The following is a 24250-nucleotide window of genomic DNA, read 5'->3' on the forward strand; positions in this document are numbered from 1 at the left end:
AGCCTTGCTTTGCAGGGAACGGTAAAAAAGAGGGATGGCCTTGGCCATCCCTCTTTTTATGGGTGATTCACCGGGACGTGCCGGGTGAGTTGACCGCCGGGTCACACCTTGGGGGTGAAGGGGGTCAGCGTGGCCAGGGGGGTGGCGTCCATGAATTCCTGGGGGGTCTCCCCGTGTTTGAAGATCTTGAAGCCCTGACCGCGGGCGCTCCAGTACTCGATGGTGTCGCCGCTGCTCTCGCCGCTAATCTGCAGCAGGCTGGCTTCGCGCAGGGCCACCACGTGCTCGCTCGGGTTGATGGCACAGAACTCGGCGAGGCGCTCGTCCCGGGTCTCCCCCATATGGCCGCTGATGCTGGCATCCAGATAGTGGGGGTTGATCTGCTGGGGGAAGAGGCCGAGGGCCGGCAGCACGGCGGCGTTGCACACCGGCATGTCGTTGGTGGTGCGGATGCTCGGGGTCGCCACGTTGCAACCGGCGCTCCAGCCCACATAGGGCACGCCGCGCTCGCGCACCGCGCGCTGGATGGGCACCACCAGACCGTACTCGTGCAGTTTCTGGTTCAGACGCCAGGTGTTGCCACCGCTGATGAAGATGGCGTCGGCCTGCTGGATGGCATCCACGGGATCGTCGAAGTGGTGAATGCTGATGGCTTCCACCCCCAGGCTCTCGGTGAGCTCATTGGCGCGGGCATCCCAGTCGCTGCGGATCACCGCATAGGGGATGAGCAGGATGCGCTTGACCTGTTTGCGGGCGAGCACGTTTTGCACCCGCTCGCGGGCCCAGCCGAGCAGGCCCGGGAATTCGGTGGCTTTACCATTGCTCAGAAGAAGCAGTTCCATAATGACTCCTCGATGACGAAAAGGCGCAGGGCCTGGGCCCTGATATAAGGCAGAGAGGCACTCTACCCCCATCGGGAGGGGAAGTGTGTGATCTTATCGCGCTTTGTGTCCGCTTATTGACTGTCCGGTCAGTTTTTCGCCGTTCCGGATCAGCTGACATCGGCGTAGAGCAGCATCAGCTCGGCCATGGAATCCACCTCCAGCCGCTTCATCAGGCTGGCGCGGCACACCTCCACGGTCCGTACCGAGATGCAGAGCTCGCTCGCTATCTGCTGATTCTTCTGACCCCTGGCGATGAGTTGCAGCAGCTGGTGTTCGCGAGGGGTGAGGCGCTGGTAGGCGCAGAGGTGGGCAAGGCGTCTTGCCGCCACCTCGCTGGCCTGCCAGGCGTGCTCGATGGCCGCCAGCAGGGGGGCGAGCTGCACCGGTTTTTGCAGGAAGTCGACCGCCCCCTGCTTGAGGGACGCCACCGCCAGGGGCACATCCCCGTGGCCGGTGAGAAACAGGATGGCGATGGGGCTCTGGGCCGCGTTGAGCCGCTGCTGCACCTCGGGGCCGGAGAGCCCAGGCATGCGGCAATCCAGGATAAGGCAGGCGGGTTGGCGCACGTCCACCTCGGCAAGGAAGCGCGCGCCATCGTCAAAGCAGATCGGCGCGAAATCGCAGCCTTCCAGCATAAAGCGCAGGGCGTCGAGCACCCCCTGATCGTCATCGACCAGGTAGAGGGGGTGGCGGGATGGGGATGGCATATCAGTTCCTTGTGCAGGGTGGGGCGGGCAGCAGCACCCGGGCGAGGCAGCCACGGGGGCTCAGGTTGCTCAAGGTGAGCCGACCGCGATGGCACTCGACCACATCCCGGCAGATGGCGAGGCCAAGCCCCATGCCATCGGCCTTGCTGCTGTAAAACGGCTGCTGCCACTGCTCTTCGGGCGTGGCGAGGCCGGGGCCGTTGTCCCGCACCTCGAGGCGCAGTCGCTCCCGCTCGAAGGCGACAAGCAGCGCAACCCCGGGGGCCTCTCCTGTCAGCTCGGGGCGGGCTTGCGCCGCGCTCTCGGCGCCGTTCTTGACCAGGTTCACCAGCAACTGCTCCATGCCGGTTGCATCCAGCAGCAGCAATCTCGGCTCTCCCTGCCAGCTCAGGGAGAGGGCGACCCCGAGGGGGGCCAGCAGTTGCTCCAGCAGGGGGCGTAGCTGTTCCACCAGGGCCTGCAGATCCGTGGGCGCGGGCTGGTGGGGCTGCTTCTGCCAGCGGGATCTCAGCCGTCCTATGGTCTGGCTGATGCGCTGGGTCTGCTGGCCGATCTGCTCAAGGGCCTGGGTCAGGGGGAGGGTCAGAGCGTGTTCCTGCTCCTGTCTGGCGAGGCGCAGCAGGGCGCCCTGGCTGTAGCTGGCGATGGCGGTCAGGGGCTGATTGATCTCGTGGGCCATGGTGGCGCCGAGTTCACCGAGCTGGGCCAGGCGGCGCGCCTGCTCGAGCTGGCGTACCTTGTCATCGAGCTGGCGGCCCTGCTCGTCGAGCCGCTGGCGGGCACGGTTCAAGCGGCGCTGGCTGCGGTTGAACAGGTGTTGCAGCAGCAGGTGGTGGCCGCCGAGCAGCAGCACCATGAGCAGGGCCCCCCAGCCCCACTGCTGATGCTGACGCAGCCAGTGCCAGGCTCCCTGCCACCAAGGTGTCTGCAGGGGGTGGCGATCCAGATCCCTGAGCAGGCGATCGATGGCGAGCGGGCTGGCGGGCACAGTCCAGCCCGCGGAGTCGGCGGCGCGGGCGGCCTCGCTCTGTGCGGGCAGTGCGAACAGGGCGCGGGTGACCGCCAGCGCGAGCTCGGGGGCGGCCTGTGCCGTGCTCGCCATGGACCAGTTGGGATAGAGCCGGGTCGAGCTTTGGCAGCCAAAGTCCGCGGGGGCCTTGTTGTCCAGTACCCGAAAATCCTGCCCATCGATGCGGCCCTCCCGCACCATGCGCTCGAGCTGGCAGACCGGCACGATGGCGGCGGCCACGGCCTCGCGCTGCAATTGGGTGATCAAGCTGTCCAACGGGAATCCGGTGAAATTTATCTCTGAGAAGAACTCATCTATCCGCACACCCTGCTGATGGGCCTCGAAACGGTAGGCGAGATAACCACCGAAGGCCTCTTTTGATACGGCCGCCACCTTCTCGTCCTTGAGATCCCGCCAGTGGCGGTAGGGGGCGTCGGAGCGCACCACCAGGGCTGCACCGATGACCAGGTTGTCCCCGCCGTGGGGGCTTTTGAGCGTGGCGAGCCAGGCCAGCGGATACTGGCGCGACAGGCTGACCAGCTGGCCCGGGTTGGTGATGACAAAATCGAGCCGCTCGTCGGCGATGGCCTCTGCCAGGGGAGTGAGAGCGAGGGGGGCGAGTTCGAATCGCCGGCCCGGCATGGATTGAGCGAGCCAGTCCAGCAGCGGTTGCCACTGCCGGCGGGAGTGTTCCTCACCCCGGGTCGCCAGCACCCCGATCCGCACCGGCTCGGCGGTGGCTGGCTCGCCGGCCTGCGCGGGCGCCGCCATCCACTGCGCAGCCAGAACCAGCCAGGCCAGCAGGCGGAGCAGGCTCATGAGGCGAGGCCTATGGGCATGAGAATAAGGACGATCAGGGAGTCAGACATAGGCGGGCAGTCTATCACCGGGCGTACCGAACGGGGCCGCCCGGCGGGGGGACAATGGGGGGCACGTCACAGTTCGCACCCTGGCCCGGCGCTTTTCTTGCGCTGGATCAAGGGGGGGCTCGCTATGTGGAAAACCACAATAGAGACGCATTTTTCTGCCGGGGACAATGGCCTCATTCCCACGCTTGTCCGGCGTGGCAAGCCAGCAGAAGGAAGCATTTATGGAGCCCAGCAAGCGCCGGTTGTTATCCGGCATTGCCGCCATCACCGCCGGTGCGGCCCTGATCCCCGTTACCCAGGTTCATGCCCAGAGCGCCCGACCGGCCATCGGTCGCGGCGATCCCGGCAAGCGTTACGGCATGTTGATCGATTTGCGCCGCTGCGTCGGCTGCCAGGCCTGCACCGTGGCCTGCACCATGGAGAACCAGCCCCCCCTCGGCCAGTTTCGCACCACGGTCAGCCAGTACGAGGTGAGCGACGTGGCAGTCCTGGAGGCCCCCGCCTCTCTGTTCATGTTGCCAAGGCTCTGCAACCACTGCGCCGAGCCAGCCTGTCTCGATGTCTGCCCCACCGGGGCCACCTTCCAGCGAGCCGACGGCATCGTCGTGGTCAACAACGACTGGTGCGTCGCCTGCGGCTACTGCGTGCAGGCCTGCCCCTACGACGCCCGCTTCATCAACCACGAGACCCACGCCGCCGACAAATGTACCTTCTGCGCCCACCGGCTGGAGGCGGGTCTGCTGCCGGCCTGTGTGGAGAGCTGCGTCGGCGAGGCGCGCATCATCGGGAACTTGAACGATCCGGGCAGCCAGATCAGCCGTTTGCTGCGCGAGCATGAATCCGCCCTCAAGGTGCTCAAACCCGAGGCCCATACCCAGCCGCGGGTCTTCTACCTCGGTATGGATGAGGCCTTCGTCAGCAAGGTCGACGGCAACCCGGCCCTGCGCACCCTGCTGACCGACGATGGCAAGGAGATAGCCCATGACCATTAACGAACTGCTGGCGCCGGATCAGCCCATCACCTGGCTGCCCTGGGCGGTGCAATATTTCTTCTTGATTGGCCTCGCCTACGGGGCCCTCTGGCTGGGGGCGTTTGAGCTGTGGCGCAAGGCACCGGACGCCCGGCTGCAGACCCTGGCCGCCGTGCTGATGATGGGGGCAGGGCTGGTGGCTCCCATCGCCCTGACCGCAGATCTGCATCAGCCGGCGCGGGCCTGGCACTTCTACGCCCAGACCCGCTTCAGCTCCATCATGTGGTACGGCGCTTACCTGCTGCCCCTGTTCAGCCTGCTCAGCATGGTGCTGGGCTGGCTGCTGCTAAGACCGGCGCTGGCGGGGCGGGGCCTGGGGGACGACGCCATCGCCCGTCTCGCCCGGCTGCTCTGCCTGGGCTCCTGGTCAGGGGAACGTTGGCTCAAGCCACTCTCCCTGCTGGCGGCCCTGAGCGGCCTCAGCATCGCGCTCTACACCGGCCTTGAGACCATGGCGGTCGCGGCGCGTCCGCTCTGGCACACCCCCTGGCTGCCCTGGCTGCTGGTCATCAGCGCCCTGCTGGGAGCCCAGGGGGCCCTGCTGCTGCTCAACCGGCTGCTGATGGGCTGGCGCGGGCAGACCGAGGCAACGCTGCTGCGCCAAAGCCGCTGGACCCTGGCCCTGCTCGCCCTCTCCCTGCTGGGGTGGGCCCTGTTTGGCGGCGCGTCGGCGGCGGAAGCGCGGGCCCTCTACCGGCTCGATCCCAGCTGGCGCCTGGCGGCCCGCTGGCTGCTGCTGACTCTGATGGGGCTCGGCGCCCTGATGCTGGTGGGAAGGGGCTCTCACCGAGCGCAACCCTGGCGGCTGTGGGGGCTGGCCCTGCTTGTCTTGCACCTGGTGTGGGGGCTGCGCTGGCTGGTGCTCATCCAGGGGCAGCTCGCCCCCAAGTACGGGGCCGGGGTCTACCTCTATCAGATCGACTGGGGCCCGCAGGGGATGCTCGGGATCCTCGGCACCTTCGGCCTGTTGCTGGCCCTGCTGGTGGCGCTCTCCGAGCTGGTTCACCCCTCTCTTTCCCCCACCACTGACACCACTCCTCCATCCGCACGCGAGGCACACTAGATGGATCACAGCAAACGCAAGTTTCTCAAGGGCGCCGCCATCGCCGGGGGCACAGGGCTCTTCGTGGCCGGATACAGCGAGACCATAGAGCAGGTGGCAAAGGGGGTGGCCACCGGCAGTGCGGGCAAGCCGACCCGGGATCCCATCCACGGCAACTCCCTTGCGGTGGAGTTCAGGGTCGATGAGCGAGGGGAGCTGCACCCCAACCCGGACCAGCGCCTCGCCAACACCATGTGCCTGGGCTGCTGGACCCTGTGCGGGGTGCGGGCTCGCATCGACAACGAGAGCGACAAGATAGTGCGCATCGTCGGCAACCCCTATCACCCGCTCTCCGCCCGTCACCACATCGATTTCCAGACGCCCATCAAACAGGGGCTGCTTGGCACAAGCGGCTATCAGGAAGGGGGGCTGGAGGGGCGATCCACCGCCTGTGCCCGGGGCAATGCCATGCTCGAACAGCTCGACAGCCCGCACCGGGTCACCCGCTGCCTCAAGCGGGTGGGGCCCCGTGGCAGCGGTCGCTGGCAGAGCATCCCCTTCGAGCAGCTGGTGGCCGAGGTGGTGGAGGGGGGCGATCTGTTCGGCGAGGGGAAGGTTGAGGGGTTGAGGGCCATCCGCCACCTCGACGCACCGCTGGATCCCTTGAACCCGGAATACGGCCCCAGGGCGAACCAGCTGCTGGTGAGCAACGCCTCGGACGAGGGGCGGGATCACTTCATCAAGCGCTTCACCTTCAATAGTTTCGGCACCCGCAACTTCGCGAATCACGGTGCCTATTGCGGCCTGTCGTTCCGGGTCGGCGCCGGCGCCCTGCTGGACGATCTGGAGAAGAACGCCCACCTCAAGCCGGATTGGGACGAGAGCGATTTCCTGCTGTTCATGGGCACCTCGCCCCAGCAGTCCGGCAACCCCTTCAAGCGCCAGTCCCGCCAGCTGGCGGCGAACCGGGCGCGGGTGGGCAAGCCATTCTCCTATGTGGTGGTGGCGCCGAGCCTGCCCAATACGGTCAACATGCCGTCCGCCCCTACCAACCGCTGGCTGCCCATCAAGCCCGCCACCGACTCGGCCCTGGCGATGGCCATGCTGCGCTGGATCATCGACAACCAGCGCTACGCCGAGGCGTTCCTGGCGGCCCCCCATGCCGAGGCCGCCGAGCGGGCCGGTTATCGCGGCTTTTGCAATGCCAGCCATCTGGTTATCAGCGATAAATCCCACCCACGCTTCGGCCAGATGCTGCGCTCAAGCGATCTCGGTCTGCCCTTCGAGGGTGAGGCTTATGGGGAGGGGGACGCCGTGCTGGTGATCGATGGGGGCAGCGGTGCCCTGCTGTCCGCCGGTCAGTGCGAGCGAGCCAGTCTTTGGGTGGATCGCCGAATTACAGCCCCAAGTGGCGAGCTGGCGGTCAAGAGCAGCTTCCAGCTGCTGGCCGAGTCGTGCCGGGAGATGAGCCTTGCACAGTACAGCGCCGAGTGCGCCGTGCCGGTGGCCGATATCGAGGCGCTGGCGCGGGAGTTCACCAGCCACGGTACCCGGGCGGCGGTGGTCTCCCATGGTGGCACCATGAGCGCCAACGGCTTCTACTCGGCCTGGGCCATCATGATGCTCAACGCCATGATAGGAAACCTCAACGCCCGGGGCGGCGCCGTGGCGAGCGGCGGCAAGTTCGACCCCTTCGGGGCCGGGCCCCGCTACGATCTGGCGAGCTTCCCGGGCATGGTCAAACCCGCCGGCGTCTTCCTGTCCCGCTCCAAATTCCCTTACGAGAAAACCTCGGAATATCGGCGCAAGCGGGAGGCGGGGCAGAACCCCTATCCGGCCCGGGAGCCCTGGTTCCCCATCTCGGGTCCCTTGCTTGGCGAGCATCTGACCGCGGCGGTGAACGGCTATCCCTATCGGCTCAAGGCCTGGATCAACCACATGGGCAACCCCCTCTACGGTCAGGCGGGGCTCGCCAAGGCCATCGGGGAAGAGCTCAAGGATCCCAAGGTGCTGCCGCTCTTTATCAGCATCGACAGCTTCATCAACGAATCTTCGGCGCTGTCGGACTACATAGTGCCGGACACCCTCACCTACGAGTCCTGGGGCTGGGCCAGTGCCTGGCACGGGGTCATGACCAAGGTCTCCACCGGGCGCTGGCCCGTGGTGGAACCGCGCGTCACCAAGACGGCGGAGGGGGATCCGGTCTGCATGGAGTCTTTCCTGATCGCGGTGTCCAAGCGCCTCGGCTTGCCGGGCTTTGGCGAGGGGGTGGTCAAGGGGGCGGATGGCAAGCTGCACGGCCTGAACCGGGCGGCGGATTTCTCCCTCTATGGCGCGGCGAACGTGGCCTACCTCGGTCAGCCGGTACCCGCCATCGGCCCAGAGGATCTTGCCTGGTCCGGGGTGGAGCGGATCCTGCCGGTGCTGAACGCCACCCTGAGCCAGGAGGAGGCGAGCCGCGCCGCCTACCTCTTCGCCCGGGGTGGGCGCTTCGAACCCGTAGCCAAGGGGCGGGATGCATCGGGTCAGCCGAGCAAGCGCTGGCCCAAGCCCCTGATGCTCTGGAACCCGGAGGTGGGCAGCCGTCGCCACAGCCAGAGCGGCCAGTTCTTGAGCGGCACCCCGCGCTTCTTCCGCCCCCAGCTGGCGGATGGCACGCCGCTCAATGAGGCGTTCAAGCCCGCCCAGTGGCCCCTGCTGCTCACCAGTTACAAGTCTCACACCATGAGCTCCATGAGCATTGGTTCGGATCGCCTGCGCCAGGTACATCCCAGCAACCGGGTGCGACTCAACGAGCAGACGGCGGCGCGTCTTGGCATCGAGAGCGGGGACAGGGTGCGGGTCAGCACCCCGGATGGCAGCGTCATCGGGGTGGCGGAGTGCGTGGCCGGGGTACAGGCGAATGCCATCGCCATCGAACACGGCTTCGGTCACAAGGAGCTGGGAGCAAAGGCGCACTGGGTCGATGGCGAGGAGGTGGCGGCCAGCCCCTTGCGCGGGGCCGGGGTCAATCTGAACGACTTGGCGGTGCTGGATCCCAGCCGTCACGGTCGCTACCCCCTGGTGGACTGGGCCATCGGCTCCTCGGCCCGCCAGGGGCTGCCCGCCCGGGTCGACAAGCTGGTGTAGCGCCAGAGACAAAAAGCGGGGCCATCGTGGCCCCGCTTTTTATTGCATGCTTGCGAACATCAGTTGTCCAGTTCGAAATCCACCCACACCAGACGGTGATCCGAGCTGACCCCCTTGGCGATGCCGAGCTGTGCGTCATACACCAGGTGGTAGCCTGGCTCGAAGCTGGCGGGCCAGAACACGCCCGAGGCCACCGCGTTGAGGTTGGCGGAGGGGATCAGGTGATCGAGCTGCAGGCCGCTGCTGCTGGTGATGCGTTCCGGCGTGGTTCTGTTGTTGTTGCGCTTGCACTGGTCCGGCTGGCTGGCGAGGCACTCGGGGCCCCCCTGGCTCACCGGGATCAGGGCGCCGTTGGTGACCGCCTGATTGACCAGTTCATGGTTGTGCAGATCCTGGATGGCGCTCAGATCCCCGTCACCGAGTTGGGGATCGGCATTGAGATCCCCGGCGATGACGAAGCTGGCGCCGGCGGGCAGGCCACCTGCCTTGCCCGCGTCATCCACCATGTAGCTGGCGGTCTCCACATAGTCCTGCCAGAAGGCCACCTCGGCTCTGTTGTGCTTGACGTTGTGGCGCGCCGCGTTGCCGAAGATGGGTGGGGTCGGGTGGGAGATGAGGAAGTGGATCACCTGCTCCCCCTTGGCGGTCTTGACCCGCACCGGCACGTCCGCGTGGTTCTTGGAGGAGAGGGGGAACAGCTCCCAGGCGGCTGCGTCATACCAGGGCTCGCCGCACTGGCGGCCGGCCGGGATCGGCGCCTTGGCGTTGTTGCAGTCGTCGATGACGGGGTTGACTTCGCCCGGCATGTCCTTCCACTTGAAGTGCTGGAAGGTGCGGATCTGCTTGGTGTCGATGGGGTATTTCGACATCACGGCGAAGGCGTACTGGCCGTGGTAGTTGCCAAAGCCCCAGGCGTCGTCCGGCCCGCTGCTGACCTTGCCGTCCAGGTTGAGATCCTGGCCGCTCATCAGGCCGGTGTTGGTGGCAAAGTTCTGCATCACCGGGTAGCTGATGGCCTGCACCTCGGCGTGTTGCGGATGGGCGAGGTAGTTGCTGTTGAACGCCTGCAGATCGGCGCTGCTCTCCCCCTTGCCGTCGTTGTCGAACTCGTTGAGCAGGAAGACGTCCGGCCGGGTACGCTGGATGATCTCGGCGATATTGCGGATCTGCTGCACGTTCTTGGCGCGGGTAGTCTCGGCCTGGCCGAGGCTGCCATCACCGCTCTGGTAGCGAGCGAGCAGGGCATCCTGGGCGGCGCGGTCCAGCGCCAGCTCGGCGCTCAGCATGCCGGCCGCGGTGCGGTCGAAGGAGAGGTTGAAGGTGGCGAAGCGAACCATGGTATCCGGGGCCTCTGAGTCGTTCTGGCTGTTACAGCCTGCCAGCATTCCTAAGGAAATGGCAGCGGCGAGCAGGGTTTTGTTGATGTTTTTCATTGTAATATTCCGTAGCATCAAGATGTTATGCCTCAGTAGGGTCAAGTGAGGCGCGGCCATTATAGGGATCCAGTCCGGAGGCTGGGCTCTGAATGAGCCAAAATGTGTCTCCATTCACAAAGTGACGGCTTGTTTGGTGGTGAATGAGACAGCGTGCCCGGTTTCAGGGGGTTGAACGGCAGAGGGAGGGGAGAGATGAGTCGGCAGCAAACGGCCCTGGTGGTCGAGGGGGGCGCCATGCGCGGCATCTTTGCCGCCGGGGTGCTGGACGCCTTCCTGGCGAAGGGGGAGACGGGCTTCGATCACTGCATCGGGGTGTCGGCGGGGGCGGTCAATCTGGCGGCCTATCTCGCGGGGCAGCGGGGGCGCAATCACAGGGTCATCACGGATTATTCCTGTCGCCCCGAATTCATCAATTTCGGCAAGTTTGTACGCGGCGGCCACTGGCTGGATCTCGACTGGCTGTGGGAGATCACCATTCGCGAGATCAGGCTGGATCTCGCCCACTTTGCCGAGAGCACCGTGCCGCTGACCGTGGTGACGACCCGGGTATCGGACGGACAGGCGGCCTACCTCAGGGGAAGTGCAGAGGCGCTGGAGCAGCAGATCAAGGCCTCCTGCTCGGTGCCGCTCGCCTATCGGGACTTCGTGCGCATCGCGGGGGAGGCCATGACGGATGGCGGGGTGGCGGACTCCATCCCGGTGCGCCATGCCTACGAACAGGGGGCGCGGGACATCACAGTGGTGCTCTCCCGCCCCCTCGGCTATCGCAAGCAGGCGCCGCGTTTGCCCGCCCTGCACCGTTATCTGCTGCGCCAGACCCCGGCCCTGGCCGAGGCGAGCCTCTCGCGCCATCACAGCTACAACGCGGCCATCGACTTTATCCGGGAGCCGCCGGCGGATTGCCAGATCCACGTCATCGTGCCTCCCGCAGGCTTTCGGGTCGGCCGCATGACAACGGACAAGGACAGGCTGGAGCAGGGTTATCAGATGGGTTGGCAGGCGGGATTGGCCTATCTGGCCGGGAAGGGGGCAGCCCGCTAGGGCAGACGGGGGCGTTGGCCGCTGCCTGGGCCTAGTTTGCCACCTGACGGCGGGCATTATTCATCTGATGAATGTTGTCATCAGGTACATGCATCAAATGAATAGCCTGACCGAGCCAATGCCAGTCCAGGGGTGGATTGCCGGCCTTGAAGCGCTGATAGGCTTGCCCCTGGCGGACGGTCAGAAACAGGGTGGCGGGCAGGCCGAGGCGATTGTGATAGCGCACCATCACCTCCCCCTGATAGGTGGAGAGGCGCTGTTGCAGTTGAAGCAGGTTCAGCCCGTGCTCCTGTCCCGTTTCATCCCAGATTGCAAACATATGAGGCGGCTCCTTGCCATGAATGGCCCACTGTTTACAAAATGTGCTATCGGGGCAATTGTCAGATCTGACAGTGCCATCTGAAATCAGTGCTGTGCGGAGGGCAGAAAAGCGAAAACCCGGCCTGAGCCGGGTTTTCTGAAGGATGGTGGAGGGAGAAGGATTCGAACCTTCGAAGGCAGAGCCGTCAGATTTACAGTCTGATCCCTTTGGCCGCTCGGGAACCCCTCCACGGGGTATTGCTATTTTTGGCCTGCTATCAGGAAGATGGTGGAGGGAGAAGGATTCGAACCTTCGAAGGCAGAGCCGTCAGATTTACAGTCTGATCCCTTTGGCCGCTCGGGAACCCCTCCACGGGGTATTTTCCTGATTGTTCGCACTTGAATGGTGGAGGGAGAAGGATTCGAACCTTCGAAGGCAGAGCCGTCAGATTTACAGTCTGATCCCTTTGGCCGCTCGGGAACCCCTCCCCAAGTGCGAGGCCGCATACTATCAGATCCCGCCCTGTTGTGAACCCCCAAGACCCAATCTGACGAGAAAAAATTACTGTTTGCTCATTTTTTGATATCTCTCGCTCAAAATTCACGCTTTTCAATGACTTTTCTCTCCTGGGATAGGGTCGCCACCTCCCGGCGCGGCGGCGATTCGTGAAGAGAGGCAGAAGAGCGCAGGGCCAGCGAGGTGCAGAATCAAGGTAACAACGCAAAAGCGATGAAGGAGCCCAGAGGCTCCTTCATGGATTGAGGGTGGTTCGCGCTCACTCTTCTTGCGCGCGGGCCTGCCGGCACCCCTCGACCGCCTGGGCGATCAGCTCAAGGGCGCTCTGCTCGCAGGGGGGCAGCGCCTCGTCGCACCGGCCGATGGGGGTGACGCGATCTCCCCACTTGATGAGGGCGGCGCCCCAGGTCAGACCGGCCCCGAAGGCGGCGCTCAGCAGATAGCTGTTCGGCTTGACCCGGCCCTGCTCCAGCGCCTCGCACAGGGCGATGGGCACGGTGGCGGCGGAGGTGTTGCCGTACTGCTCGATGTTGACCATCACCTTCTCCATGGGGGCGTCCATGCGCTTGGCCAGGGTCTCGATGATGCGCACATTGGCCTGGTGCGGGACGATGAGGTCGATCTGCTCGGGGGTAATGCCCGCCTGGGTCAGCACCGTGCTCGTGGCTTCCCCCATGCCGCGCACGGCGCGCTTGAAGATCTCCTGCCCCTCGAAGTTGAAGGTGAACAAGCCGTCGATGTCGGCAAAGCGCACCCGGTCGGTGCCGAAGTTCGGCACGTGCAGGATCTCCCGGGCCTCGCCGTCGCAGCCGATCTTGTTGGCGATGAGGCCGGATTCCTGCTCGCTCGCCTCGATCACCACGGCGCCCGCTCCGTCACCAAACAGCACGGCGGTGTCGCGCTTGGCCCAGTCCAGCAACTGGGTGAGACGCTCGGCGCCGATCACCAGCACCTTGCTCATCATGCCGGTTTGCACCAGGGAGGTGGCCACCGAGAGGGCATAGACGAAACCGGTGCAGGCGGCGTTGAGATCGAACACCGCCGCCTTGTGGGCGCCGAGGGCCTGCTGCACCGCGGAGGCGCCGTTCGGGATCAGGGTGCCCGGGGTGGCGGTGGCGAGAATGATGCCGTCGAGATGAGCGGCATCGAGGCCGGCGCAGGCGAGGGCACGGCGCCCGGCCAGGGTGGCGAGAGCCTGGGTGCTGACGTGGGAGACCCGGCGCGCCTTGATGCCGGTGCGGGGATAGATCCACTCGTCCGAGGTATCCATGATGGTGCTGAGATCGTCGTTGGTCAGCACGCTGGGGGGCAGGCATTTGCCCCAGCCGGTGATATTGGCGTAGGTCATCTTGTGATCGCTTGTCGTGGCGGGCCCGCAGGCACAGATGACGAAATTATGCCGCACGGGCCCAGCAGTGTCATCTGGCTGTCATGCCGGCGGTGGGCGATGTGGTGGGGTGAGGCTGGCAAGAGGATGATTTTGCTTAAATAAGCTGTTGGCCTTGCCGTAAGATGGCGTTTTCGGTCCCTGGTGTCAGGCCAGGGCCCCCGCGTCGAGGTGATCCCGTGCACAAAGCGAATCTCAACCTGTTGCCCACCCTCAAGGTGTTGCTGGAGACCCGCAACATCAGCCGGGCGGCGGAGCTGTTGCACCTGAGCCAGCCCTCCATCAGCAAGCAGCTGACCCAGCTGCGTGCCGAATTTGGCGACGAGCTGCTGGTGCGCGAAGGCCAGCGCTGGCTGCTGACCCCGCGGGCCGAGAGCCTGGCGGCTCAGCTTGCAGATTCCCTCGGTGCCCTGGACAGGCTCTATGAGGCCCCCCGGTTTGAACCCGAGCGCTGCGAGCGGGTGTTTCGTCTCGCCTCCTCTGACTACGTGGCCCAGCATATCCTGCCGGATATCTGCGCGGCGCTGGCCAGGGCCGCTCCCCAGGCGGCCCTTGAATATAGCCTGTGGGACAAGCGCCAACTGCCGCAGTTGTGGCAATCCGAGCTGGATCTGGTCTCCACCATCACGGATCTGGTGCCGGATCAGATCCGGGGCCTGCATCAGGGGGAGGATAGATTGGTGATGTTGATGGGGGGCCAGCATCCCCTGTCCGGTACCACCCCATCTCTGGCGGAGTACCTCGCCTGGCCCCATCTGCAGGTAAGCGGCGGCGGCGACAAGGACAGCCCGGTGGAGCGGGTGCTGGGGCCACAGGGGCTCTCCCGCCGCTGGTTTGCCCGGGTGCCCTTCTTCCAGGCGGCGGTGGAGGTGCTGCTGCGCACCGACTGCCTGATGACCACCCCGGCCCACATCGCCTGGCAACTCGCCAGGGAGCACGCTCTCAGTTTTTGCGATCTCCCCTTTGCCACCCGTCCCCAGCAGTACCACCTGCTGTGGCACCAGCGCCATCATCAGGATCCGGCCCACCGCTGGTTCCGGGAGCTGGCCTATCCCTTCCTGCGGGATCACCTGCAACATACCGTCGACGAGAGCCGCAAGACCCTGGGCAGGGGCCGTTTCTGACGGCAGCAGTTGATTGTTCTTTACAGTTTCACGCTTCAGTTATTTATTCTGAGTCATAGTCATGGGCTATGAGATCTATTCATAACTTTCACTTCTTGCATGATGATGCCCCCCTTACCCTGAGGGCCGGTATTGATCTTCATTCAAGAGAGGCAGTGATGGAATTCACGAGTTGGTTGGCGCTGGCGGCGGTCTGTTTCATGGGGGCCATCAGCCCGGGCCCGAGTCTGGCGCTGATCATCCGCAACACGGTGCAGGGCGGGCAGGGACACGGGGTGGTCACGGCCCTCGGCCACGGGCTCGGGGTCGGCATCTATGCGCTGATCACGGCGCTGGGCCTCTCCGTGCTTATCACCCAAACCCCGCTCTTGTTTGACATCATTCGCTACGTCGGTGCCGCCTTCCTCGCCTGGCTCGGCATCAAGGCATTGCTCGCCAAACCTGCCAGCGGATCCGTGGAAGAGGACGCCCACGCAGTGCGTGGTCGCCAGGGGGTCTTCGAGGGCTTCATGGTCGCCTTTCTGAACCCCCAGCTCGCCATCTTCTTCATCGCCCTGTTCAGCCAGTTCGTCCATGCGGACACCGGCTGGTGGGAAGGCGGCATCATGATGCTCACCGCCGGCGGTATCGATGCAATCTGGTACGTGCTGGTGGCTCTGGTGCTCTCTCGTGGTCCCGTGCTGGCCTGGCTCAAGGCAAAGTCTTTCGTCATCGACAAGGTCAGCGGCCTGGTGCTGCTGGGGTTGGCGCTGAAGGTGATGATCTGACGCGCTCCCGCGGTCGATCCAGTGGCTGGCCTGGCTCAAGGCAAAGTCCTTCGTCATCGACAAGGTCAGCGGCCTGGTACTGCTGGGGCTGGCGCTGAAGGTGGTGATCTGAGCACAATCCAGCCTGTGCAGTCAGCGTAATCTCGCAGCGCCCTTCTCCCCTCGCGGGAGAAGGGCTGGGGATGAGGGGAGCTGACATGGGGCTGATCCAATCCTGCATTCTGCGGTGATCTTAAGCGGGATCAAGGCAGGGAGGGGGCGCAGTCGCTAGAGTGGCGGCCATTTGCAGCCCTTCGAACCGGACGCCATGCACGATCAGACCCATCATAACCGCCTGGAGCTGCTGGCCCCGGCCAAGAACCTCGCCTACGGCATCGAGGCCATCAACCATGGCGCCGATGCCGTCTACATGGGGGGCCCCGCCTTCGGCGCCCGCAGCGCCGCCGGCAATTCCCTCGAAGACATAGAGGCGCTGGCGCGCCACGCCCACCGCTTCGGTGCCCAGGTGTTCGTCGCCTTCAACACCCTGTTGCACGACCACGAGCTGGAGCAGGCCAGGCGTCTCACCCACCAGATCTACGAAGCCGGTGCCGATGCGCTCATCGTGCAGGACATGGGGCTGCTGGCGCTGGACCTCCCCCCCATCGCCCTGCACGCCAGCACCCAGACCGACAACCGCACCCCGGAGAAGGTGAAATTCCTGCAGGATGTGGGGTTCTCCCAGGTGGTGCTGGCCCGTGAGCTGTCGCTGGAGCAGATCCGCGCCATCAGCGCCCAGACCTCGGTTCAGCTGGAGTTCTTCATCCACGGGGCCCTGTGTGTCTCCTACAGCGGTCAGTGCAACATCAGCCATGCCCGCACCGGCCGCAGCGCGAACCGGGGGGAGTGTGCCCAGCTCTGCCGGCTGCCCTGCTCCCTGCAAAAGCCGGATGGGGAGGTGCTGGTGGAAAACAGCCACCTGCTCTCTTTGAAAGACATGGATCAGAGCGCGAACCTGGAGGCGCTGATCGAGGCGGGCATTCGCTCCTTCAAGATAGAGGGACGGCTCAAGGGGCTGGATTACGTCAAAAACGTCACCGCCTGGTATCGCCAGAAGCTGGACGCCATCCTGGACAAGCGCCCGGATCTGGTGGCGAGCTCCGCCGGTCGCTGCAGTTATGGCTTCACGCCGGATCCGAAGAAGAGCTTCAACCGGGGGGCCACCGATTACTTCCTCCACGGTCGCCAGCCGGATATCGACTCCCCCCGCAGCCCGAAATACCTGGGGGAACCTCTGGGCCGGGTCACTCGCGTCAGCAAGGAAGGGATAGAGATAGACGGGCGCCCATTGGATAGTCGGGGACTCATCCTCAACAATGGCGACGGTCTCGGTTTCTTCAAGCCGGGGGGCGAGCTGATGGGGATGCGCCTCAACAAGGTGGCAAGCAAGGGCGGGAGTAAGCAGTTGCTCCTCTCCGAAACCATGGCTGGGCTCAAGGTGGGCACCGAGATCTACCGCAACCACGACCAGGTATTCAGCAAGCTGCTGGAAAAACCGAGCAGCGATCGTCGCATCCGGGTGGACATGCACTTGTCCGAGTGCGAGCAAGGGGTACGACTCACGTTGGTCGACGAGCAGGGCATCGAGGCCAGCGTGACGCTCGTCTGCGACAAACGGCCTGCCGACAATCCGGAGCGGGCGCTGCAACAGGCACGGGACCAGCTCGCCAAGCTTGGCAACACCCTGTTTGTGGCCCGCAAGGTGGAGTTGGTGTTCACCAACCCCCTGTTCCTTGCCGCGTCCATGCTCAACGGCCTGCGCCGGGACGGCATAGCGGCGCTGGAGGCAGCGCGCCTCATCGCCTACCAGCGCCCGGAGCGGCGCATCCCGCTGTGGGACGTCACCTATCCCCAGCACCGGCTCTCCTACCTTGGCAACGTGCTGAACAAAGCCGCCGAGGACTTTTTCCGCGAGCACGGGGTGGAGCGCATCGCCCCCGCCTATGAGGCGAACAAGGAGGAGGGAGAAGTGGTGTTGATGATCACCAAGCACTGCATCCGCTACAGCCAGAACCTCTGCCCCAAGGAGGTAGCGGGCCTCAAACCCGAGCCACTGGAGCTGAAGATAGGCAAGGACAGTTTCCGCCTGCGCTTTGACTGCAAACGCTGCGAGATGCAGGTGATGGGCAGCCTGAAACGCTAGGCTTGCGCCTGGCGGCGGGAGAGGGCATGTTGGGGGCTCCGATGAGGGGCTGGCTGGCGCAGGATGCGCGGGCAACGGGCTAACCCTCCTCACCCCATCCCGAGCCAGGATATGCGATATGGAAGTCGAAGAAAGCGCGGCGCTGAGCGTCGCGGATAGCTTTGTCAGCGTCCCGGGTGGACGCCTCTTCGTGCGCCAATGGCGTCCCGCCGGTACAGGCCACTCCCCGCTGATCCTGTTGCACGATTCCCTCGGTTCCGTGGCCCAGTGGCGGGACTTTCCCGCCACCCTGGCGACCCGCCTGCAGCGCCCCGTCATCGCCTACGATCGCCTCGGCTTCGGCCAATCCTCGCCACAAACTGAGCCCGCCAAGCCGGGCTTTATCGACGATGAGGCCCGTTTCTATCTGCCCACCCTCATCAAGGCCCTCGGCCTTGGCCACTACCTGCTGTTCGGCCACAGTGTGGGGGGCGCCATGGCGCTGGCCGCCGCCTCCCGACCCAGCAGTGGCTGCCTTGCCGTGATCAGCGAGTCTACGCAGGCCTTCGTGGAGGAGCGCACTTTGGATGGAATACGGGTGGCCAAGCAAGGCTTCGAAGACGAGGCGCAGTTGGTGCGCCTCACAAGATGGCATGGCGAGCGGGCCCGCTGGGTGCTGGATGCCTGGACGGGGGTCTGGCTCAGCCCGGCGTTTCGCCACTGGTCCCTCGCGCCGCGTCTCGCCGATGTCCATTGTCCCGTGCTCGCCATCCACGGCGAGAAAGATGAATTCGGCTCGGCCGCCTTTCCCCGCGCCATCGCGGGCGGGGTGAGCGGGGCGGCGCAGATGGCGCTGCTGCCCGATTGCGGCCATGTGCCTCATCGGGAGCGGGAGGCCGAGGTGCTCGATTTGGTGGAGACATTCTTGAGCAGGCATCGCATCGGCTGATCATCGTCCTTCGGGCGCCGGGATGGCGTCCTGGTTATTTAGAAAATTCACTCGACACAGGATCTTCCATGGAAATCAACAATCTGCCGTTTTGCACCACGAACTGGGCCGAGATCCCGCCCACTGAACACCTGGGGGAGAAGGGGACTGCCCGCTGGCACACCCAGCATTTTGGCCCCATGCGGGTGCGGATGGTGGAGTACTCCCCCGGCTATCTGGCGGATCACTGGTGCAGCAAGGGCCACGTACTGTTCTGTCTGGAAGGGGAGCTGCACACCGAGCTGGAAGATGGCCGCGTCTTCACCCTGAGCGCCGGGATGAGCTATCAGGTGGCGGACAACGCCGAGCCTCACCGCTCCTTCACCGAGCGGGGTGCCCGCCTCTTTATCGTCGACTGACCCTTTTCCCATTGATCGAGAGGTTGCCCATGCTGGAACTCAGACCGAACTGCGAGTGTTGTGACAAGGACTTGCCCGCCGGCAGCAGTGAAGCGCTTATCTGCTCCTTCGAGTGCACCTTCTGCAGCGATTGCAACGAGCGCTACCTACACCAAAGCTGCCCGAACTGCGGCGGCGAGCTGGTGAGGCGCCCCCGCCGCCCCGCCGGGAAACTCGTGGCCAACCCTCCTTCCAGCAAGCGGGTATTCAACCCGGCGCTGCGGGAGCAAAACAGCTAACTCCTTTGCCTGCGCTGTGAAGCCCTACGGGACGACAAGCAGGCATGGCGCGTCGTGGCCACCCCAAACAGGGCTTTACCTTCTCCCGGCTAGAGCCCTTATCACAGGGGCTCAACCAAGGAGCGCGAGATGGCGGAACGATTTGAAGGGGCGGGGGCGCTGGCCTATGACCAGCGCATTCCCTTGTTGGTGCCGGGTTATGAGCTGCTGCATCAATTGAGTGCTGCCCAGCTGATGGCAAGGCTCGGGGAGGAGGCGCGGGTGCTGCTGGTGGGAGTGGGCACCGGCAGCGAGCTGCTGCTGCTTGGCAAGCTCTGCCCCCGGTGGCACTTTGTCGCCCAGGACATCTCGGCGGACATGCTGGCCCAGGCGCGTCAGCGGGCCGACGAGGCCGGGATGGGAGAGCGAGTTAGGTGGCTTTTGGGGGCGTTACCCACTGCCTCACAACATTTCGACGCCGCACTCTGTCTGTTGGTGCTTCATTTTCTGGATGAAAACTCTAAGTCATCGCTGCTTGTTGATATCTCCCGCCATCTCAAGGTCGGCTCCCCGCTGCTGTTGGCGGATCTGATGACGGCTGCGGAGCCAATGGAGCGCGCCGTCATGGGACAGCAGGCGCGGCTAGGGGGTCTGCCACTGGCGGCCAGCGAGCGCATGATGCAGCGTCTCGCCGACGATTTTATTCCCCTCGATGAGGGGCAGTTGCAGCGGTTGCTGCAAGGGGCGGGTTTCAGCGCGGGGCAGCGTTACTTTCAGGCGCTCGGCTTTCACGGCTGGCTGGCAACCCGGCGCTGAGGCGGGCATCAAGTTCGGCTGGGGCAGCCAGGACGAGGAAATAGAGATGGCGGAGTCCGGCGGGCCCCGAGGGAGCCCGCCGCCGTTCACACGTTTATTTATCCATCACCACATTCCAGGGGCCATCCGCCTGGATGAAGAACACCGCCGGCTCCTTGCCCTCAACCTTGGCGACATGGGGCGCCTTGTCGGTCAGGGCGAAGTAGTCGCCGGGGCCGAGGCGGTGCGCCTTGCCTCCTGCCGTCAGGATGATGGCTCCCGACACCAGGGTCACATAGTGATCCGCATCGTGGTGATGATTGGGGGTCACCAGCCCGACCGGGTATTTCAGGAAGAAGCGGCTCGGCCCGCTGGCCATGTCACCGGACACCGGTGCGGCGGCGATGCCGTTGCCCATCTCCTTCCACTTGAGATCGGCCTGGGTCATCACCATGGTGTCGGCGCTGGCCCAAGAGGGGGCGCCGACCACCAGCAGCATTGACAGCGAGAGGACGACTGCATGCATGAATTTCATCTGCTCTCTCCTTTGCGTGTTGAACAAGCTGTTCGAGACGGGGGAGGTCATCCCGACCTCACCCCTTCAAGCATAGGGCTGAGCCCGCATCAACACCTGCTGCCGCACTGCCACCGCCCACTTCACGCTGTTTCGCCCTTGTCACGGGTCAGCAGGCCTGATGGGGAGCCCGGCTCAGGGGGCTTGTTCAGCACGGGATGCCTTCGAGTTTCAGCAGCGCCTGCTTGATGGGCAGGCCGCCGGCGTAACCGGTCAGGCTGCCGTTCTGGCCGATCACCCTATGGCAGGGGACGATGATCGACAGCGGGTTGCGGCCATTGGCGGCGCCCACCGCCCGGCTCGCACTCGGCTTGCCGATGGCGATCGCTATCTCGCCGTAACTGCGGGTCTCGCCGTAGGGGATGTCGCACAGTGCCTGCCACACGGCGCGTTGAAACGCGGTGCCCTGGGCGGCCAGCGGCAGGGTGAAGCGTTGCAGCCTGCCCGCGAAGTAGTCCCGAAACTCGGCCAGATAGGGAGCCAGCGCCTCGCTGTCCTGCTGCCACCCGGGTTGCGTGGGCAGGGGGCGCAGGCCGTCCACGAAATCCACGTGGCGAAGGCCGGTCTCGTCGATGGCGACCAGCAACGGGCCGCAGGCGGTGTCCAGAAAGTCGTAGCGGATCATGATGTTGTCTCCTCGGTTTGCTGTGATGTTTCGGCCTGGGTCAGCCGCTCGGGCCGCTCGCCCGCTTACTCGCCCAGGGCATAGGCATGCCACAGCCAGCTTGCGGCATAGGCGCGCCAGGGTTGCCAGGCGCGGCTCAAGGTTTCCACCTCCCTGACCGGCAGTTTCACACCGCCCCCGAGCGCCTTTTGCAGCACCAGATCCGAGGCGGGGAAGGCGTCCGGATCCTGCCCGGTGCGCAGGCGCCAGTACGCAACGGTCCAGGGGCCTATGCCCGGCAGCGCGAGCAGTTGCTCATCACTCGCCCTGGCCAGGGTGATGGCGCCGCTCGCGAGCGCCCCGGCCAGCCCTTGCAGCGTCCTGATCCGGCTGCCCGGCATGCCGATGCCATCGAGATCGAGGGCGCACAGCTGGGCCGGGGTTGGCAGGGTACTGGTGCCGAACTGCGCCAGGGTGCGCGCCACCAGCCGTCCCATGATGGTGATGGCGCCCTTGACCGACACCTGCTGACCGACGATGGCGCGCAGCATCACCTCGTACTCATCCCAGCCCCCCGGCAGGCGCACGCCGGGCCAGCGCGCCAGCAGCGGCGCGAGGTGCGGATCCTGACCGAGCCGCTCGCCGATCCGCGCCATGTCCGCATCGAGATCCCACATGCGCCGCACCCGATACAGGATGTCCGGTAGCGCCCCCGGCGGCAGACCCCGCAGGGTCAGTCGCAGCTGGTTGCCCACCCCGGGCTCGATACGGATCCACCCCTCCTGCTCACCGATCCGGTGACGCCGCTCATAGCCCTGCTCGTCCACCCGCTCCAGCCCCGGGATGGCGCGCAGCCGATAGAACGCCAGCATGGCCTGCACATCGAACGGTGGCCGATAGGGCAGTTGCAGGGTGAGCGCCGGTCCCGGCTCCTGCGCCGGACGTGCGCCCTCCTGCTTGCGCAAGGCGCTAGGGGAGAGGCCATAGGCGTGGCTCCACGCATCGTTGAAACGGCGGATGCTCGCAAAACCGGCCGCGAACGCGATGTCGGTGACGGGCAGCGGCGTCTCCGTCAGCAGCCGCTTGGCGAGCAGCAGGCGGCGCGTCTGCTCCACCTGTTTCGGCGAGGCGCCGAGGTACTGCTCGAACTGACGCCTCAGGGTGCGCTCCGTGATGCCCGCCTCGGCCGCGAGCGTCCCGAGCGTGCTGTCCGCAAGTTCGCCGCGCTCGATGCGCGAGAGCACCCGGCTGACGAGCTCTGGCAGATCCCCTCCCTGCGCCGGGGCCAGCTCGGGCCGACAGCGCAGACAGGGGCGCAGGCCGTACTGCTCGGCGGCGGCGGCGAAGCGAAAGTAGTGCACGTTGTGCTTGTGGGGGGCGCGCGCCGGGCAGATGGGACGGCAATAGATGCCGGTGGAGAGCACGCCGGTGAAGAAGCGGCCGTCGAAGCGCGCATCCCGGGCGAGGCGGGCGGCGTGACACTGCTCGCGGGTGAGGCCGGGGACTATCTCGTCCTGTTCGCTTGGATGCTCGATTTGCATGGTGACAACTCCAGAGGCTCTGTTCATGCCCTGAGACTAAGCGGGGAGGCGGGGGCTGACTAGCCAAAAACGGACAGGGATAGGAAAAATAATCGGCGGCGGGCTCCCGCGGGAAAGCGGGATAAAAAACGGCGCCCTCGGTCGGGGCGCCGTTGTTGCATCTGGGCAAAGGTTATTTCAGATGCTACTTCAGATAACGCTGCTCCAGATGCTGGCGCAGCCACTGTGGATTCAACGCCTCGCCGGTCGCGCGTCGCACGAGTTCGTCCGTGTCGTGCAGGCTAGCTTGTGACCAGATGTGACGACCGAGCCACGCGAAGATCTCCGGCAGACGGCCCGCACTGATCAGCGCGCCCATGTCGCCGAGTTCCCGCTCCAGCGCGAAGCGCAGTTGCGCCGCGTACATGGCGCCGAGCGTGTAGCTCGGGAAGTAGCCAAACGACCCGTCCGTCCAGTGAATGTCCTGCATGCAGCCATTCTGGTAGTTGCCCTTGGTCGACAGGCCGAGCCACTGCTGCATTTTCATGTCCCACAGCTCGGGGATGTCCGCCACCTCGATGCGCCCTTCCATCAGATCGCGCTCCAGCTCGTAGCGCAGGATGACGTGCGCCGGGTAGGTCACCTCGTCCGCATCGACCCGGATAAAGCCGGGCTCGACGCGGTTGTACAGCTTCACGAGGTTCGCGGGATCGAGTGCCGGTTGATCGCCAAAGTGGGCGCGGATGCGTGGCGCTATCAGCGACAGGAACGCCGGGGAGTGGCCGAGCTGCATCTCGCAGAACAGGCTCTGGCTCTCGTGAATACCCATGGAGCGCGCCTCGGCGACCGGCTGGCCGAGCAGGTCGCGCGGCAGCCCCTGCTCGTAACGGGCGTGCCCCGTCTCGTGCACTATGCCCATCAGGCTGGAGACGAATTCGCCCTCGTTGTAGCGCGTGGTGATGCGCACGTCCGTCGGCACACCGCCGCAGAACGGGTGGCTGCTCACGTCGAGTCGGCCGTGGGCGAAATCGAAGCCGAGCAGTCCCATCACCTCCTGGCCGAGCGCCTGCTGAGTCGGGATGGGGAAGGGGCCTTGCGGGATCAACAGGGTGTCGCGCTTCTGCTGTTCGCTCACGCGCTGGATGAGATCGGGCAGCCAGCTCGTCAGATCGCCGAAGATGCCGTCCAGCCGCGCGCTGGTCATGCCGGGCTCATACAGCGCCAGCATGGCGTCGTAGGGGCGCAGATCCAGCGCCTCGGCGCGCAAGGTCGCGACCTCCCGCGACAGCTTCACCACCTCCTTGAGATTCGGGGCAAAACCGGCCCAGTCATTCTCCTTGCGCTGGCGGCGCCAGGCGTGTTCGCACTTGCTGCCGGCCAAGGAGAGCGCCTCCACCAGCTCCCCCGGCAGCAGGCTCGCATCCTGCCAGTGGCGCTTGATCTCAGCGAGGTTCGCGCGCTGGGTCGCATCCAGGTTCTCGCTCTCTGCCTTGGCTATCCAGTCGCCGAGCTCGGGAGCGGTGCGCTTTTGGTGCATGAGCACGCCAAGTTCCGCCATGGCTTCGGCCCGCGCCTCGTTGCCCCCTTCCGGCATCATGGCGGCCTGATCCCAGCCGCAGATGGCGGAGAGATGGGAGAGTCGGTGCAGCTGTTGCTGATGTTTTTCAAGCTTTTGATATGACATGGGATTGTCCTTGTTATCGTCCCTGAGAGTATGCACCCCGTACCTGGCATGATCGGGGCGTCATG

At 65.2% G+C, this 24250-nt stretch carries 21 protein-coding genes and 3 tRNA genes; 11 read left to right on the forward strand and 13 right to left on the reverse strand.

From position 1 onward, the window contains the following. Positions 1-101 precede the first annotated feature (101 nt). The 3 genes from pepE to VZC39_RS04425 all read right to left on the reverse strand — a co-directional run bounded on the left by pepE (position 102) and on the right by VZC39_RS04425 (position 3419). Positions 102-842: a dipeptidase PepE gene (gene pepE, locus VZC39_RS04415; RefSeq protein WP_434666038.1), complete on the reverse strand. Its 741-nt coding sequence runs from the start codon at positions 840-842 to the stop codon at positions 102-104. Positions 843-991: 149 nt separating this feature from the next. Next, the gene (locus VZC39_RS04420) at positions 992-1591 is read right to left on the reverse strand and encodes a response regulator transcription factor (RefSeq protein WP_434666041.1); all 600 of its coding nucleotides are present in this window, start codon (positions 1589-1591) and stop codon (positions 992-994) included. 1 nt (position 1592) lies between these two features. After that, positions 1593-3419 (reverse strand): sensor histidine kinase, encoded by a 1827-nt coding sequence (locus tag VZC39_RS04425; protein WP_434666044.1) that lies wholly within the window; start codon positions 3417-3419, stop codon positions 1593-1595. A 271-nt stretch (positions 3420-3690) separates the two neighbouring features. On the opposite strand from VZC39_RS04425, the gene dsrO reads away from it, so the two are divergent. Genes dsrO through VZC39_RS04440 form a run of 3 tightly spaced genes read left to right on the forward strand, consistent with a single transcriptional unit; the run spans position 3691 to position 8671 of the window. Beyond that, positions 3691-4461 (forward strand): sulfate reduction electron transfer complex DsrMKJOP subunit DsrO, encoded by a 771-nt coding sequence (gene dsrO / locus VZC39_RS04430; protein WP_434666047.1) that lies wholly within the window; start codon positions 3691-3693, stop codon positions 4459-4461. Further along, positions 4451-5563 carry an NrfD/PsrC family molybdoenzyme membrane anchor subunit gene (nrfD, locus tag VZC39_RS04435; protein WP_434666050.1) on the forward strand — a complete coding sequence of 371 codons (1113 nt, stop codon included), beginning with the start codon at positions 4451-4453 and terminating at the stop codon, positions 5561-5563. The genes dsrO and nrfD overlap by 11 nt, the downstream gene beginning before the upstream one ends. Further along, positions 5564-8671 carry a tetrathionate reductase subunit A gene (locus VZC39_RS04440; protein ID WP_434666052.1) on the forward strand — a complete coding sequence of 1036 codons (3108 nt, stop codon included), beginning with the start codon at positions 5564-5566 and terminating at the stop codon, positions 8669-8671. It abuts the gene before it with no gap. Between the two features lie 59 nt (positions 8672-8730). On the opposite strand, the gene VZC39_RS04445 is transcribed toward VZC39_RS04440, so the two are convergent. After that, the gene (locus tag VZC39_RS04445) at positions 8731-10104 is read right to left on the reverse strand and encodes an endonuclease/exonuclease/phosphatase family protein (RefSeq protein ID WP_434666055.1); all 1374 of its coding nucleotides are present in this window, start codon (positions 10102-10104) and stop codon (positions 8731-8733) included. Between the two features lie 195 nt (positions 10105-10299). Between VZC39_RS04445 and VZC39_RS04450 the strand changes: the two genes are divergently transcribed. Beyond that, the gene (locus VZC39_RS04450) at positions 10300-11148 is read left to right on the forward strand and encodes a patatin-like phospholipase family protein (protein WP_434666057.1); all 849 of its coding nucleotides are present in this window, start codon (positions 10300-10302) and stop codon (positions 11146-11148) included. Positions 11149-11179: 31 nt separating this feature from the next. On the opposite strand, the gene VZC39_RS04455 is transcribed toward VZC39_RS04450, so the two are convergent. The 5 genes from VZC39_RS04455 to VZC39_RS04475 form a co-directional block, all read right to left on the reverse strand. After that, on the reverse strand, positions 11180-11467 hold the full coding sequence (locus tag VZC39_RS04455; protein WP_434666060.1) for a hypothetical protein: 288 nt from the start codon (positions 11465-11467) through the stop codon (positions 11180-11182). A gap of 146 nt (positions 11468-11613) precedes the next feature. Then, positions 11614-11698, reverse strand: a tRNA-Tyr gene (locus VZC39_RS04460). A 37-nt stretch (positions 11699-11735) separates the two neighbouring features. Further along, positions 11736-11820: transfer RNA gene (locus tag VZC39_RS04465), tRNA-Tyr, on the reverse strand. A gap of 32 nt (positions 11821-11852) precedes the next feature. Further along, a tRNA-Tyr gene (locus VZC39_RS04470) sits at positions 11853-11937 on the reverse strand. Positions 11938-12224: 287 nt separating this feature from the next. Then, positions 12225-13313 (reverse strand): ketoacyl-ACP synthase III, encoded by a 1089-nt coding sequence (locus VZC39_RS04475; RefSeq protein WP_349921248.1) that lies wholly within the window; start codon positions 13311-13313, stop codon positions 12225-12227. A 218-nt stretch (positions 13314-13531) separates the two neighbouring features. On the opposite strand from VZC39_RS04475, the gene VZC39_RS04480 reads away from it, so the two are divergent. From VZC39_RS04480 to VZC39_RS04510, 7 genes are all read left to right on the forward strand, one after another. Then, the gene (locus VZC39_RS04480; RefSeq protein WP_434666064.1) at positions 13532-14476 is read left to right on the forward strand and encodes a LysR family transcriptional regulator; all 945 of its coding nucleotides are present in this window, start codon (positions 13532-13534) and stop codon (positions 14474-14476) included. Between the two features lie 158 nt (positions 14477-14634). Next, on the forward strand, positions 14635-15243 hold the full coding sequence (locus VZC39_RS04485; RefSeq protein ID WP_434666066.1) for a LysE family translocator: 609 nt from the start codon (positions 14635-14637) through the stop codon (positions 15241-15243). Between the two features lie 307 nt (positions 15244-15550). Continuing rightward, a complete protein-coding gene (locus tag VZC39_RS04490) occupies positions 15551-17425 on the forward strand; it encodes a peptidase U32 family protein (RefSeq protein ID WP_434668344.1) in 1875 nt (624 codons plus the stop codon). 118 nt (positions 17426-17543) lie between these two features. Then, the gene (locus VZC39_RS04495; RefSeq protein WP_434666068.1) at positions 17544-18353 is read left to right on the forward strand and encodes an alpha/beta fold hydrolase; all 810 of its coding nucleotides are present in this window, start codon (positions 17544-17546) and stop codon (positions 18351-18353) included. 68 nt (positions 18354-18421) lie between these two features. Continuing rightward, entirely contained in the window at positions 18422-18751 is a 330-nt protein-coding gene (locus tag VZC39_RS04500; protein ID WP_349921252.1) for a DHCW motif cupin fold protein, read from the forward strand. Between the two features lie 29 nt (positions 18752-18780). Continuing rightward, on the forward strand, positions 18781-19029 hold the full coding sequence (locus tag VZC39_RS04505) for a DUF1272 domain-containing protein (protein WP_434666071.1): 249 nt from the start codon (positions 18781-18783) through the stop codon (positions 19027-19029). 129 nt (positions 19030-19158) lie between these two features. Beyond that, positions 19159-19824: a class I SAM-dependent methyltransferase gene (locus VZC39_RS04510; protein ID WP_349921254.1), complete on the forward strand. Its 666-nt coding sequence runs from the start codon at positions 19159-19161 to the stop codon at positions 19822-19824. 94 nt (positions 19825-19918) lie between these two features. Here VZC39_RS04510 and VZC39_RS04515 read toward each other — a convergent pair whose 3' ends face one another. The 4 genes from VZC39_RS04515 to VZC39_RS04530 all read right to left on the reverse strand — a co-directional run bounded on the left by VZC39_RS04515 (position 19919) and on the right by VZC39_RS04530 (position 24185). After that, positions 19919-20338, reverse strand: coding sequence for a cupin domain-containing protein (locus VZC39_RS04515; RefSeq protein WP_349921255.1), 420 nt, complete (start codon positions 20336-20338; stop codon positions 19919-19921). 187 nt (positions 20339-20525) lie between these two features. Next, positions 20526-21002 (reverse strand): methylated-DNA--[protein]-cysteine S-methyltransferase, encoded by a 477-nt coding sequence (locus VZC39_RS04520; protein WP_349921256.1) that lies wholly within the window; start codon positions 21000-21002, stop codon positions 20526-20528. 65 nt (positions 21003-21067) lie between these two features. Further along, positions 21068-22522, reverse strand: a complete 1455-nt coding sequence (locus VZC39_RS04525) for an AlkA N-terminal domain-containing protein (RefSeq protein ID WP_434666076.1) — start codon at positions 22520-22522, stop codon at positions 21068-21070. A 184-nt stretch (positions 22523-22706) separates the two neighbouring features. After that, complete coding sequence (locus VZC39_RS04530) at positions 22707-24185, reverse strand: carboxypeptidase M32 (RefSeq protein ID WP_349921257.1); 1479 nt, start codon at positions 24183-24185, stop codon at positions 22707-22709. Between the last annotated feature and the right edge of the window lie 65 nt (positions 24186-24250).

Source organism: Aeromonas sp. NJAU223, assembly GCF_051125555.1.
Classification (GTDB): Bacteria; Pseudomonadota; Gammaproteobacteria; order Enterobacterales; family Aeromonadaceae; genus Aeromonas; species Aeromonas veronii_G.